This is a genomic window from Herbiconiux ginsengi (assembly GCF_900107435.1).
GTDB classification, from domain to species: Bacteria; Actinomycetota; Actinomycetes; order Actinomycetales; family Microbacteriaceae; genus Herbiconiux; species Herbiconiux ginsengi.
Map to the genome: position 1 here is coordinate 1 of NZ_FNPZ01000006.1, position 13,159 is coordinate 13,159.

Annotated in this window: 16 protein-coding genes and 1 tRNA gene; 8 read left to right on the forward strand and 9 right to left on the reverse strand. The window is 67.6% G+C overall.

The genetic code is table 11. The features are described from left to right. The 6 genes from BLW00_RS20045 to BLW00_RS20070 all read right to left on the reverse strand — a co-directional run. Positions 1–453 (reverse strand): hypothetical protein (locus BLW00_RS20045; RefSeq protein ID WP_217634449.1); only part of this gene is annotated, 453 nt, incomplete at its 3' end. A 55-nt stretch (positions 454–508) separates the two neighbouring features. Further along, positions 509–1,387, reverse strand: a complete 879-nt coding sequence (locus tag BLW00_RS20050) for an ABC transporter permease (protein WP_139256823.1) — start codon at positions 1,385–1,387, stop codon at positions 509–511. Continuing rightward, positions 1,384–2,265: an ABC transporter ATP-binding protein gene (locus tag BLW00_RS20055; protein ID WP_092557607.1), complete on the reverse strand. Its 882-nt coding sequence runs from the start codon at positions 2,263–2,265 to the stop codon at positions 1,384–1,386. Before BLW00_RS20055 ends, BLW00_RS20050 begins: the two co-directional genes overlap by 4 nt. Positions 2,266–2,365: 100 nt before the next feature. Beyond that, entirely contained in the window at positions 2,366–3,565 is a 1,200-nt protein-coding gene (locus tag BLW00_RS20060) for a pyridoxal phosphate-dependent aminotransferase (protein ID WP_092557609.1), read from the reverse strand. Positions 3,566–3,575: 10 nt separating this feature from the next. After that, the gene (locus BLW00_RS20065) at positions 3,576–4,196 is read right to left on the reverse strand and encodes a MarC family protein (RefSeq protein WP_092557611.1); all 621 of its coding nucleotides are present in this window, start codon (positions 4,194–4,196) and stop codon (positions 3,576–3,578) included. Continuing rightward, a complete protein-coding gene (locus BLW00_RS20070) occupies positions 4,193–5,239 on the reverse strand; it encodes an AI-2E family transporter (RefSeq protein WP_092557613.1) in 1,047 nt (348 codons plus the stop codon). The genes BLW00_RS20065 and BLW00_RS20070 overlap by 4 nt, the downstream gene beginning before the upstream one ends. Positions 5,240–5,377: 138 nt before the next feature. Here BLW00_RS20070 and BLW00_RS20075 point away from each other — a divergent pair. The 7 genes from BLW00_RS20075 to BLW00_RS20105 all read left to right on the forward strand — a co-directional run bounded on the left by BLW00_RS20075 (position 5,378) and on the right by BLW00_RS20105 (position 9,810). Continuing rightward, positions 5,378–5,450: transfer RNA gene (locus BLW00_RS20075), tRNA-Trp, on the forward strand. 27 nt (positions 5,451–5,477) lie between these two features. Then, a complete protein-coding gene (gene secE / locus BLW00_RS20080; protein ID WP_022896508.1) occupies positions 5,478–5,750 on the forward strand; it encodes a preprotein translocase subunit SecE in 273 nt (90 codons plus the stop codon). A gap of 52 nt (positions 5,751–5,802) precedes the next feature. Next, on the forward strand, positions 5,803–6,696 hold the full coding sequence (gene nusG, locus BLW00_RS20085; RefSeq protein ID WP_092557615.1) for a transcription termination/antitermination protein NusG: 894 nt from the start codon (positions 5,803–5,805) through the stop codon (positions 6,694–6,696). A gap of 116 nt (positions 6,697–6,812) precedes the next feature. Further along, positions 6,813–7,244, forward strand: a complete 432-nt coding sequence (rplK, locus tag BLW00_RS20090; protein WP_022896506.1) for a 50S ribosomal protein L11 — start codon at positions 6,813–6,815, stop codon at positions 7,242–7,244. Positions 7,245–7,258: 14 nt separating this feature from the next. Beyond that, positions 7,259–7,948, forward strand: a complete 690-nt coding sequence (rplA, locus tag BLW00_RS20095; protein ID WP_092557617.1) for a 50S ribosomal protein L1 — start codon at positions 7,259–7,261, stop codon at positions 7,946–7,948. 157 nt (positions 7,949–8,105) lie between these two features. Further along, on the forward strand, positions 8,106–8,657 hold the full coding sequence (locus BLW00_RS20100; RefSeq protein ID WP_092557619.1) for a GNAT family N-acetyltransferase: 552 nt from the start codon (positions 8,106–8,108) through the stop codon (positions 8,655–8,657). Positions 8,658–8,727: 70 nt separating this feature from the next. Next, positions 8,728–9,810: a cell wall-binding repeat-containing protein gene (locus BLW00_RS20105; RefSeq protein WP_092557621.1), complete on the forward strand. Its 1,083-nt coding sequence runs from the start codon at positions 8,728–8,730 to the stop codon at positions 9,808–9,810. Positions 9,811–9,840: 30 nt separating this feature from the next. On the opposite strand, the gene BLW00_RS20110 is transcribed toward BLW00_RS20105, so the two are convergent. Further along, positions 9,841–10,866: an NADP-dependent oxidoreductase gene (locus tag BLW00_RS20110; RefSeq protein ID WP_407650984.1), complete on the reverse strand. Its 1,026-nt coding sequence runs from the start codon at positions 10,864–10,866 to the stop codon at positions 9,841–9,843. Positions 10,867–11,085: 219 nt separating this feature from the next. Here BLW00_RS20110 and BLW00_RS20115 point away from each other — a divergent pair, with 219 nt between their 5' ends. Continuing rightward, positions 11,086–11,820 (forward strand): DUF998 domain-containing protein, encoded by a 735-nt coding sequence (locus tag BLW00_RS20115; RefSeq protein ID WP_092557623.1) that lies wholly within the window; start codon positions 11,086–11,088, stop codon positions 11,818–11,820. Here BLW00_RS20115 and BLW00_RS20120 read toward each other — a convergent pair. After that, positions 11,760–12,527, reverse strand: coding sequence for an alpha/beta fold hydrolase (locus tag BLW00_RS20120; RefSeq protein ID WP_175494467.1), 768 nt, complete (start codon positions 12,525–12,527; stop codon positions 11,760–11,762). The genes BLW00_RS20115 and BLW00_RS20120 overlap by 61 nt on opposite strands. After that, positions 12,524–13,159, reverse strand: a complete 636-nt coding sequence (locus BLW00_RS20125) for a YqaJ viral recombinase family protein (protein WP_092557779.1) — start codon at positions 13,157–13,159, stop codon at positions 12,524–12,526. The genes BLW00_RS20120 and BLW00_RS20125 overlap by 4 nt, the downstream gene beginning before the upstream one ends.

Below are 13,159 nucleotides of genomic sequence, written 5' to 3' on the forward strand. Positions count from 1 at the left end.
CCACACGCCGATCCCGATGCCGAGCGCCACCGAGACCGCTTCGATCACGACGCCCTGAACGAGCGCGTCGAGTCCGCCACCGAGGCTGACCCAGAACCCCGCGGAGACTCCCGCAGCCATCACCACGCAGGTGAGGATCGGGCGCCGCAGCGATCCGCCGGGGCAGAGCGCCCAGATCATCGGAAAGGCGATGCACTGCAGCGTCGCCACGTTGGGGGAGAGCCCGGTGCCGACCGACACGGTCACGATCACCGCGACGATCGTCGGTGTCGCCCAGCGCGAATCGTGGAGCGCGCGGCGCCCGACCAGTGCATAGAACACCCCGAAGGCGGCGAGCAGGGCGAGCGCGGCCGGCGTCGTCCAGGCCGGAGGCACGGGGGTGCTCGCCGCGAGCACGCCCACCACGAGGAGCGCGCCCGCGACCGACACGTGCCACCAGCGGTTGCGGTTCATGGGCCAACCCTATTCATACGCGGCGTGCGGGTTCGACGGGCGGCGCATCCGCCGGTCAGCTGTCCTTGCGGATCCAGCGGAACGTCACCCGGCAGACCACGAGCCCCACCACCAGCCAGATGCCGAGCGCGATGGCCACGCCCGGGAGGTTCCAGCTGCCGCCCGCCTCGGCCGAGGCGAAGGAATCGGGGAGCAGCGCCGCCCGCATGCCCTGGGCGATCCACTTCAGCGGGAAGATGCTCGCGATGTTCTGCAGCCACTCCGGCAGCAGCGCGAAGCTGAGGTAGACGCCGGAGATGAACTGCAGCACCAGGAGCGGCGGGATGATGACCGCCGAGGCGCTCTTGCCCGAGCGGGGCAGCCGCGAGATCGCGATGCCGAGCACGGCTGCCGTGACGATGCCGAGGAGGTACACCCAGACGAAGGTGAGCCACTTCGCGGGTTCGGTCGGCAGCGCCACCCCGAACGCCACCCGGGCGAGCAGTAGGAGGAGGATCACCTGCGCCAGCGAGGTGACGAGCACCTGCCCCATCTTGCCGATGAAGTAGGAGATGACGGGCAGGGGAGTGCCGGCCAGGCGTTTGAGGGTGCCGTCGCCGCGTTCCATGGCGATGTCGACGCCCAGGTTCTGCACGCCGCTCAGCAGGATTCCCGCGGCGATCATGCCGGGCAGGTAGTAGGCGGCCTGGCTGATGCCACCCGAGCCGTCGGGATTCGCGCCCACGTTGCCGAGGCCGCCGAACGCGACCGAGAAGATGCCGAGCAGCACCACAGGAAAGAGGAACGTGAAGAACACGGTGTCGCCGGCGCGGAAGTAGAGCTTCGTCTCGTAGCCGATACGGCGCACGCCGAGCCGCAGGGCGCGCAGGGGGCCGAAATGCGATTCGCGCGTGGTGCCGGTGAGAGGGCCCGGAGTGAGGATCGTGGTGCTCATGCTGCCGCCTCCGCTTCTGCCGCGCCCACGAGCTCGAGATAGATGTCTTCGAGCGACGGGCGGATGACTTCGAGCTCGGCCGGTTCGCCGTGCTCGGCCACGAGACCCGCGACGAAGCGTGCCGGTTCGAGGGTGCGCTGCTCGCGCACCGCGCTTGACTCGGTCTCGCGCCAGCGCACCAGCGGCACGCGCGCCTCCGCCGAGCCGAGTTCGTGCACCGGCCCGATGTCGATCAGCCGGCCGCCCGCGATCACGGCTGCGCGATCGCTGAGCTGGGCGGCCTCGTCGAGGTAGTGGGTGGTGAGCACGATCGTGGTGCCCTCGCGCGAGAGCGTGCGGATCAGTTCCCAGAACTGCCGCCGGGCCTCCGGATCGAAGCCCGTGGTCGGCTCGTCGAGAAAGAGCAGCTCGGGCCGGCCGATCACACCGAGCGCGACATCCACTCGCCGGCGCTGACCACCGGAGAGTGACTTGATGCGCGTCTTGTCCTTCTGCTCGAGCCCCACGGCGGCGATCACCTCGTCGACGTCGCGCGGATGCGGGTAGAGGCCCGCGAAGTGGGTGAGCTGCTCGCGCACGGTGACGTTGCCGCTCTCGCCGGTCTGCTGCAGCACGATGCCGATGCGGGCCTTCCACTCCAGAGTGGCGTGCCGCGGGTCGGCGCCCAGCACGCTCACCTCGCCACCGCTGCGCTCGCGGTAGCCCTCGAGGATCTCGACGGTGGTGCTCTTGCCGGCGCCGTTCGGGCCGAGCAGCGCGAAGGTCTCACCGCGGGCGATCTCGAAGCCGATGCCGTCGACGGCGGTGAAGCTGCCGTAGCTCTTGCGGAGTCCGTCGACGGTGACCGCCGGTCCGGAGCCGCGATGCGAAGAAGTCATGCTCCCATGCTCGCCACTCAGGCGCGCGGGCACCAGCCGTCGGCGGCCGGATTCCCGCATCCCCCGATCGGTGGATGCGCGGCGCGCGCCCCGACGACGGCTACGCGAAGAGCTTCTGCAGGCGGGCCACGCCTTCGGCCAGCGCGTCGTCGCCCAGCGCGTACGACAGGCGCAGGAATCCGCTCGGACCGAAGGCCTCCCCGGGAACCGTGGCCACCTCCACCTGGTCGAGGATGAGGTCGGCGAGTTCGAGCGAGCTCGTCGGGGTCACCCCGCCCCAGGTGCGGCCGAGCAGCCCCGTGACATCCGGGTACACGTAGAAGGCGCCCTCGGGCAGAGGGGTGTGCACGCCGTCGATCCGGTTGAGTCCCTCGACGATCAGCTTGCGACGCCGATCGTAGGTGGCGCGCATCACGTCGACCGTGTCCTGCGGCCCGGTCAGCGCCGCGATCGCCGCACGCTGCGAGACGTTCGCGACGTTCGAGGTCATGTGCGATTGCAGGTTCGAGGCGGCCTTGATGGCGTCGAGCGGGCCGACCATCCAGCCCACCCGCCATCCGGTCATCGCGTAGGTCTTCGCAACGCCGTTCACCAGCAGGGTGCGGTCGGCGAGGGCCGGCACCGCGTCGACGATCGACACGGCAGTGAGGCCGTCGTAGACCAGGTTCTGGTAGATCTCGTCGCTGACCACCCAGAGGCCGTGCTCCTCGGCCCACTCGCCGATCGCCTTGGTCTGCTCGGGGGAGTAGACGGCGCCGGTGGGGTTCGAAGGCGAGACGAACAGCAGCACCTTGGTCCGCTCCGTGCGGGCGGCCTCGAGCTGCTCGACGGTCACCAGGTAGTCCTGGTCGCTGCCGGCGAAGACCTGCACCGGAACGCCGCCGGCGAGGGCGATGGCTTCGGGATAGGTCGTCCAGAACGGTGTGGGCACGAGCACCTCGTCGCCCGGGTCGAGCAGCGTCGCGAAGGCTTCGTAGACGGCCTGCTTGCCGCCGTTGGTCACGATCACCTGGGCCGGCGAGACCTCCAGGCCGCTGTCGCGGAGGGTCTTCGCGGCGATGGCCTCGCGCAGTTCGGGGAGACCGGCGGCGGGCGTGTACCGATAGTTCTTCGGATCGTGCACCGCGGCCGCGGCCGCCTCCACGATGTGCTCGGGCGTCGGGAAGTCGGGCTCCCCCGCGGCGTAGCTCACGACGGGCCGGCCGGCGGCCTGGAGGGCCTTGGCCTTCGCGTCGACCTTGAGGGTCGCCGACTCGGCGATGGATGCGATTCTGTGCGAGATGCGTGGATGGTCCGTCACGCGTTACAGCCTACTTAGTGAGAACCGGGAAAGCCTCGGTGAGGGCGCTGATGATGGACTGGATGGCGATCGAGAGCAGGAGCAGCCCGAAGATACGGGTCACGATACTCATCCCGGTCGGCTTCACCACGCGGGCGACCTCCGGGGCGAAGAAGAGCGCGACGGTGATCACGGCTGCGACGAGGAGGTTGATGCCCACACCCGCGAGCAGGTCGATCGGACTCGGGTAGTCATCGGCGAAGGTGATCACCAGGCTGATCGCGCCGGGCCCGGCGATCAGCGGGATCGCGAGCGGTACGACCACCGGCGACTGCGAATCCGACACCGTCACCACGTTCTCCTTGGCCGTGAGCATGGCCCAGCCGATGGACGCGACGAGCAGGTTCCCGGCGATGCGGAAGGAGGTGAGATCGATACCGAAGGCCTCGAGGATGAATTTGCCGGCCAGCAGCGACACGGTCAGCACCGCGAACACCGCGATGCCCACCAGGAAGCCGATCCGCCGTTGCCGGGCGCGGTCGAAGTCCTTCGTGAGGTTGAGGAAGATCGGCAGGCTGCCGATGGGGTTCGCGATCGTCAGCAACGCGATGGCGCTGGTGACGATCGTCGGGGCGCTGATGACGTCGTTCACGACAGCGCCTGGCGGGGCACCACGACCTGCTTGATGATGATGAGCATCGACGCCACGACGGGCACCGCGATCAGGGCGCCGAGCACGCCGAGCAGCGTTCCGCCCACCAGTGCTCCGATCACCACCAGGATGCCCGGCACGTCCACCGCCTTGTTCATGATGCGCGGGCTGAACACGTATGCCTCGACCTGCATGTACACGAGGAAGTAGATGCCGATGGCGATGGCGGTCACGGGAGACACGGTGAGCGCGAAGAGGGTGATGAGGATCGCGCTGATCACGGTGCCGACCAGCGGGATGAGCGCGAGCAGGAACGCGACCACGGCGAGTGCTCCCGCGTAGGGCACGCCGATGATCATCATCGCGATGAATCCGAAGACGCCGTTGGTGGCGGCGAGGATCACCTGCCCGCTCACGTACTTGCCGATCGACCGCACGATCTGTTCGGAGATGGCGACGACGCCTTCGCGCTTGGACATCGGCACCAGCACGTAGAAGCTGTTCTTCACCGCCTCGAGCGAACCGAGGAAGAACAGGGTGAGCACGAGCACCAGGATGCCGGCCGAGATGCCGTTGATGAGCGCGAGACCGACTTTCAGCACCCCGCCGCCCAAGGCGGCGAGATTGCCGGGATCGGTGAGGTAGTTGTCGAGGTCTTGGACGAGCTTCTGCGTGTCGACCGAGCTGCCGAAGATGTCGGTGAACCAGGTCGACTGGGTGGCGGCTTTGACCGTGTCGGGCAGGCTGGAGATCAGCTCGGTGGTCTGGTCGACCACGGCCGGGATCACGAGGAAGAACACCGCGACGGCGAAGGCGATCACGAGAACGAACACGATCACGATCGACCATCCGCGCGGGATGTGACGCCGTGTGAGCCAGCGCACCAGGGGGTCGAGCCCGAGCGCGAGGAACAGGGACGCCATGATGCAGATGACCACGGTCGACAACTGCACGAAAGCGAAGCCCAGCGCGAACGCGACCAAGCCGCCCAGGGTGGCGATGAATCCGATCCGGAACGCGCCTGTCGTCATCTTGTTCCCCATTTCGCTGCCTTTGCGGTCCCACCGGAAGTGACTTACACTGTGTGTCGGTGGTTGAAATCTGCCAAGCTTTTCTATGCCTATTTTCTGGCGCTGAATCCTCAGAGTGAGTGTAGCGAAGCTGTGCTGTTTTCAATGCTTAGGGCGGTGGCTCAATTGGTAGAGCAGCGGTCTCCAAAACCGCAGGTTGCAGGTTCGAGTCCTGTCCGCCCTGCTCCTGTTTGTGAAAGGTACTGACACGGTGGCACGAAAAGTAATCGACGAACCTTCCGAGGACGTCGTCGAGAACGCCAAGAAGGAGCGGGCGGCACGGCGCAACCCGTTCGCCCGTATCGTCCTGTTCATCAGGCAGGTCATCACCGAGCTCAAGAAGGTCGTCACCCCCACCCGGCGTGAGTTGATCAGCTACACGCTGGTGGTGCTCGTGTTCGTCGTCATCATGATGGCGATCGTCGTGGGGCTCGACACCCTGTTCGGCTGGCTCGCGATCGTGGTGTTCGGAACGCCTTCCTGATCTCCCCGCATTCAACAGCGGCCCTACCAAGCTAAGAAGTGGAACGAATTTAGTGTCTGACGCAAAGCCCGAAGAAGCCGGTGTCCCGGCTGACCTCGACGCCCTCCTGGAGGCGATCGACGAGGCAGCCGACCCCGAGGCCGACGCGGTCGTCGACGATGCACTGAACATCGACGACTTCGACGAGGCCGCCGCGGTGCTCGACGTTCTCGAAGACCCCGATGCCGAAGTCGCCGATCAGCCGGTCGACGAGACCGCTGCCGACGTGGATGCGGATGCCGCGGCTGCCGACGCCGAGTCGGCCGACGACGAAGAGGCTCCCGAGGCCGACCCCTACGACGCGTTCCGCGCCGAGCTGCGGTCGCTCCCCGGCAAGTGGTACGTCATCCACTCCTACGCCGGCTTCGAGAAGCGCGTGAAGTCGAACATCGAGAGCCGCAAGACCTCGATGGGCATGGAGGACTTCGTCTTCCAGGTCGAGGTTCCGATGGAAGACGTGGTCGAGATCAAGAACGGCCAGCGCAAGCTCGTGACCCGCGTGCGCATCCCGGGCTACGTGCTCGTGCGCATGTTCCTCAACGAGGACAGCTGGTCGGTCGTGCGGCACACGCCCGGCGTCACCGGCTTCGTGGGCAACTCGCACAATCCGACGCCGCTGCGCTTCGAGGAGGCCTTCAACATGTTGAAGAGCCTCGTCGAGGTCAAGGAGGTGCCGACCGCGAAGTCCGCCGGCGGCAAGGGCGGCAAGGCCGTCTCGCGCACCATCCCCGCCGAGGTCGACTTCGAGATCGGCGAGACCATCACGATCAAGGAGGGCTCGTTCGCGGGTCTGCCCGGATCGATCAGCGAGATCAAGCCCGAGAGCGGCAAGCTCACGGTTCTCGTCTCGCTCTTCGAGCGTGAGACTCCCGTTGAGCTCTCGTTCGACCAAGTGACCAAGCTGTAGCCGTTTTCGGCTAAAATGTTTCGGTTGCCTTCACGGGCATCCGATCACCACCACTGCAGGGAGAAGCCCTGTGGTGGGAGCGCCGCCTTCGTGCGGCTCGACAGAGAAGAGAAGAAATGGCACCGAAGAAGAAGGTCACAGGTCTGATCAAGCTTCAGATCCAGGCCGGCGCCGCCAACCCCGCACCGCCCATCGGGCCGGCGCTGGGTCAGCACGGCGTCAACATCATGGAGTTCTGCAAGGCGTACAACGCCGCGACCGAGTCGCAGCGCGGCAATGTCATCCCGGTCGAGATCACGGTCTACGAAGACCGCTCGTTCACCTTCATCCTGAAGACCCCGCCCGCTGCGGAGCTCATCAAGAAGGCCGCCGGCGTCGCCAAGGGCTCCTCCACTCCGCACACCGTCAAGGTCGCGAAGCTCACCCGTGAGCAGGTGCGTCAGATCGCCGAGCAGAAGCAGGTCGACCTGAACGCCAACGACATCGAGGCTGCAGAGAAGATCATCGCCGGCACCGCCCGTTCCATGGGCATCACGGTCGAGGCATAAGGAGGAGGCTGGAAATGGCACAGAAGTCAAAGGCCTACCGGGCCGCGGCCGAGAAGATCGAAGCCGGCAAGTACTACACCCCGTCCGAAGCCGTCACGCTCGCGCGTGAGACCGGCTCGGCCAAGTTCGACAGCACCGTCGAGGTCGCGCTCAAGCTCGGGGTCGACCCGCGCAAGGCCGACCAGATGGTTCGTGGAACCGTCATCCTGCCCCACGGCACGGGCAAGACCGCTCGTGTGATCGTGTTCGCGACGGGCCCCGCGGCCGAGGCAGCGATCGCTGCCGGCGCCGACGAGGTCGGTGGCGACGACCTGATCGAGAAGGTGGCCGGCGGCTACACCTCGTTCGACTCCGCCGTCTCGACCCCCGAGCTCATGGGCAAGGTCGGTCGTCTCGGAAAGGTGCTCGGCCCGCGTGGCCTCATGCCCAACCCGAAGACCGGCACCGTGACGCCCGACGTCGCGAAGGCCGTCTCCGACATCAAGGGTGGAAAGATCGAGTTCCGCGTCGACAAGCACGCCAACGTGCACTTCGTCGTGGGCAAGGCCGCGTTCACCCCCGAGCAGCTCGATGAGAACATCAAGGCTGCCCTCGAAGAGGTGCTCCGCCTGAAGCCGAGCTCCTCGAAGGGCCGCTACATCCAGAAGGGCGCCGTCTCGACGACCTTCGGCCCGGGCATCCCGCTCGACGTCAACGCGATCTAGTTCGCACCAGCACCACCTCGGAAAGGGCTCGCCTCACGGCGGGCCCTTTCTGCGTGTGGTGGACGTCGACGGCGGCGGCGACATCGTCAAGTGTCGTGGAGACGGGGGCCCGGCGGGCCCTCCCGGCATCATCGATGTGCGCCGGTAGCGTGGAGGAATGGTCACCAGGGTTCGCAGAGCGCGCGTCGAAGACGCCGGGATCGTGTCCGCGGTGGCCGCGGAGACGTTCGAGATGGCGTGTCCTCCCGGCACCGCACCGGAGGCGATCGCCGCGTTCATCGCCGAGCACCTTTCCGACACCCGGTTCGCCGGGTATCTCGCCGATCCCGAGCGCAGTGTGATCCTCGCCGACGTCGACGGCGAGATCGCCGGATACACGATGCTCGTCGGCGGCGAGCCGATCGACCCGATGGTGGCGGCTGCCGTCGCGGGGCGACCGACCGTCGAGCTGAGCAAGTGCTACGTGCGCGAGAACTTCCACGGCCACGGCGTCGCCTCGGCGCTCATGGCCGCATCGATCGACACCGCTGCGGGTTCGGGGGCGGCGAGCGTGTGGCTGGGGGTCAACCAGCAGAACGCGCGTGCGATCCGGTTCTACGAGAAGAGCGGCTTCCGGAAGGTCGGGGTGAAGCACTTCGTCGTCGGCGACGAACTGCACGACGACTTCGTTTATGAGCTGGCGCTCGGTGTGGTGTCACTCCCTGAGTAGAAACTACTCATAGCGCCCTGCGCGTGATGGCGACGAGGATAGGGAGACCGAAACCCGAAAGCCGGTCGCCATGTCGTTTCCCACCTCCTCCCGTCGTCTGTTCACCCGCAACGCGAGCCTTCCGCGTGCGGTGTCGCTCGGCGTGTTCGTCGTACTCACTGCGGTGCTGGCAGGGGGCGCTCTGTCGCCGGCGCAGGCGGTTTCCAGCTCGCAGGCGGTTCCCGGTGTGCAGGCGCGATACGCCTTCCCCACGCCTACCCGCATCCAAGGCGTCGATCGCTATGACCAGGCGATCAAGATCTCGTCCGGATACGGTCGGTCGGATGTCGTCTACCTCGCGAGTGGCGAGAAGTTCGCCGATGCGCTGAGCACCGCGGCCGTCGCCGGGCGCCACGGGGCGCCGCTCTTGCTCACTCCCCCTGACGCGGTGCCGGAGAACGTGGTGGCCGAACTGCTTCGGCTGAAGCCGACGACGATCGTCCTGGTCGGCGGACCGGCTTCGGTGTCCGATGCAGCGATGGAGCAACTGTCGCAACGTATAAGCGGTGCGACCACTGTGCGGATCGGCGGTGCGGACCGCTACGAGGTCTCCCGCAACTTGCTCGCCGAGCCCACGTTCGGCGCCATTCGTGCCACGACGGTGTTCGCCGTCACCGGGGCCACCTTTCCCGACGCGCTTACTGCTTCACCCGCTGCCGTCCACACTGGGCTGTCGCCGGTGCTCCTGCTGGATGGATCGCAGAGCGCGGTGAAAGATGCAGATCGCGCCGTGCTGAATGGCCTCGGCGCCAGCAATGTCCACCTCGTCGGCGGCGTCAACTCCTTGAGCGTTGCGTTGCAGAACTCGCTGGGCGGACGCTTCACGGTGACGCGTTCTGACGGTGCCGATCGATATGAAGCCGGTGCGAACGTGAATCGCACCTTCTACTCATCAGCCTCGAAGGTCTATTTGGCGAGTGGGACGACCTTCCCCGACGCATTGAGCGGCGGGCCGCTTGCGGCGAAGTCCGATGCTCCGCTCTATGTCGTGCAGCCCAATTGCATTCCCGGCTCGGTGCTCGTCGACATGACGCGGCTGAATCCGCGGGAGATCATCATCCTCGGTGGCCCGAACACACTCGGGCCGGGTGTCGACGCACTGACCCCCTGCTGATCGCCGCACCCGAGTCGGAATAGACCGGGTTCAGAAGGGCATGGCACCGATCTGCAGCACGAGCTTGCCGCGGGTGTGGCCACCTTCGATGTCGCGGTGCGCCTCGCCGGCCGCCGACAGCGGGTAGCTCCGGTCGACGTGCACCCGCACGTCTCCCGAATCGATCAGGCGAGCGATGACGGCGAGGGTGGAGGCATCCGGAGCGACCTTGTAGGTCGTCGCCCGCATCCCGGCGGCCGCGGCCTCCTCCTCGAACCCGGGCCAGCTGCCGGTCGGCCCGTTGATGATGAGGCCGCCCGGGCGCAGGGTCGACAACGACCGACTGCCCGTCTCGGCGTGCACATTGCCGACGAGATCGATGACCACGTCGAGGTCGGAGAGCTGCTGCTCGAACGCGACAGCGGTATAGTCGATCACGGTCGATGCTCCCAGCTCGCGCAGCCAGTTCAGATTGCGTGCCGATCCGGTGGCCGCGACCCGGGCCCCGAAATACGTGGCGAACTGCACCGCGAAGTGTCCCACCCCTCCGGCGGCCGCGTGGATGAGCATCCGCTGCCCCTCGTGGGCCTTCGCCAGATCGACCACCAGGCCCCAGGCGGTGAGGGCCGCGAGCGGAACAGCAGCGGCCTCGGTGAGCGAGAGCGACTTCGGCTTGCGAGCGACCTGCAAGGTCGGCACGGAGACGTACTCGGCATACGATCCGGCCCCGCGCGGAACAGACATCATGCCGAACACCTCGTCGCCGACGTTCAGTGGATGCGCCGCGTAGGGCGTCTCGACCACGACGCCCGCGAAGTCGTAGCCGAGGATGCACGGGTACGACGAGATCGCGGCGGCCACCCCGCGCCCTGCCCGGGTCTTGGCGTCGAGCGGGTTGACACCCGCAGCCGCGACCTTCACCAGCACCTCGGCGTTCACCCGAACGGGGCTCGGCACCTCGGCGATTCCGAGCACCTCGGGGCCGCCGATCCCCGACATCACTGCTGCCCGCATCGTCTCCGGGTGGGTGAGGGTCGGGCTCGTCGTCGCCGACGATCCACTCCGCTGCTCGATCATCCCTGTGCCTTCCGTCGATCTCCTGGAATACGCGATGGGGCTCGGGGACCCGCTTCACTGCGTCGCCTTGTGGCTATCCCCCACGCTAATTGCTGAATAATTCACAGGTGTTACGGCCAGGTCACTGGGGTGCAAACTCGGGCCGGCGGCGTTAACATTCAGTAACCTCCGAAGATCACACGAGCCCGCACCGGCGCCTGCACGAGAGAGACCCGATCCATGAGTCCAGCCCGCCGGGTGCCGAACCGTCTCTCCGCCGTGGCACGGTCGGCGCTGCTCGGAGTCGCGGCGCTCGTGGGCGCGATCGGGCTCGCGCTGATCTGGGTGGCCCGGATCGCTGCCGCCCGATTCGTCTACGTGAGCGAACTCGGTGCAACGGGGGAGCCGACGGCCGAGGTGTTCCGCTGGAGTCTCGTGCTGGTCGCGGTGTCGGCGATGCTCGTGGCCGTGTGCGCACCGCGGCTTCGCCCTCGAGTGCGGTGGCTGGCCGCGGTTCCGCCCGCGGCCGTTCTGGCGGGGTCGGCGATCGCGTTCGGAGTGGCGTCGCAGGTCACCTGCACGGTGGGCTGCCCGCTGCCGGTGGGGTCGGCGTTCACCTGGCAAGACCTCATCCACACCTCCTGCGCCGTGCTCGGGTTCGCGGGCGCCGCGTTCGTGATGCTCCAGGTCGCCACCGACCGCACCTTCCGTGCCCTGGCCCGCTTCTCGCTCATCTCGGCCATCGCGGTGGCGGTGATCGCGGGCATCGGTGGTCTGCTGTCGGTGTTCCGGTTCGGTACGCAGGTGGGCGGCGTGCTCGAACTGGTCGCGACCACGGTCGCTCTGCTCTGGCTGGTGGGGCTCGCCACCTTCCTGGCGGTCGCGGTGCGTCGAGACGCGCCGGAGATCACTCGTCAGGCCCAGCCGAGCCACGCCGCGACGCCGGCGCGCATGGCCGCGACATACTCCGAATAGCCGTCGTCGCGCGCCGGCACCGGGATGCTCGCGGCGCCACTGAGTTCGTCCATCCAGAGTTCCGCGACCGACACCGGATGCACGGGATCGAGCGGAGCCCAGGCGATCGCCAGGGGCAGGTCGATCGACGAGAGGTCGTCGTGGGGCCCGAAGGCGGCCGATCGGGGGATCTCGATCAGCCGCGTCGCCCGCTCGACGGCGCGCGGGCTCCGGAACTGCTGCAGCAACCCGGCCGCTCCGAGGCGGGACTCGGCGTGGGTGTCGGCGTAGAGCGCGGACTGCAGGAACCTCTTCTCGCCCTCCACCGCACCGTGGTCGGCCAGCAGTTCGCCGATCACCGGAAAGGCGCGCAGGTTGTGCGGGATCGGCTGATCGGTGAACGACGGCCGTACGAAGACGACGCGATCGATCGGGATGAGGTGCCGCAGCGTCAGCCGCAGGGCGATCGCGGCCCCCATGGAGATGCCGATGACGGTGACGGGCTCGGCCGAGCGGCCGTCGGCATCGCGCGCCGCTGTGACGCGGGCGGCGATGTCGTCGGCCAGAGCGTCGAGCGCGAACGATGCCGGCGGACCGTTCTCGTCGCGCAGGCCGTGCCCACGGGTGTCGGGCGCCAACAGGTGAGTGCCGGGTGGCACGATCGGCGCGAAGAGGGACAACGCCTGCTCCCGGTCGCCTCCGAGCCCGTGCAGCAGCAGGACGGTCACACCGGCTGCCGTTCTCCGCGCATCCAGGCGAGCATCCGGTCGGCCCGGCGCACGAGCAGTTCGATCTGCGACTCGTCGCGATCGACCCACTGGCAGCGGGGTTCGACGCCGACGGGCACGAAGTCGAGATGCTGTTCCCACACCACGAGGGTGCGTGCGGCGCCCAGCACGTACTGCTGCCACCACACCTGCCGGAGATAGCTGCGGGGAATGCGCGACCACGGTTTCGAGGTGGTCTTGATCTCCGCGAGTTCGAGCGTGCCGTCGCCCGCGACCCGGATGCCGTCGGGCGTGGCGAGATGCCGCCGGTCGCGCGAGGCGTGGAAGAGCGCGAAGCTCGGATCGATGGCGTACTCCCGCCGCACCCAATCCGCGATCTCGGGTTCGCGAGCCCGCCCGTGGTCGGTGAAGGCGTTGCCGCTGAAGCCGGTGCCGTTGAGCTTCTCCCAGGCGACCGTCGCGATCGCCTGGTCGCTGGAGAGCCGTGCGACATCCGTGGCCGTCACTCCGCGGCTCCGGGCGCGCAGCCAGGCGACGCGATCGGTCGATTGCGCGACGACACGCGTGAGGTGCTCGGGTTGGGGCGGCTCCGGGGCGACCTCGTCGTCGGTCTCCCAGGGAAAGGAGAGCAT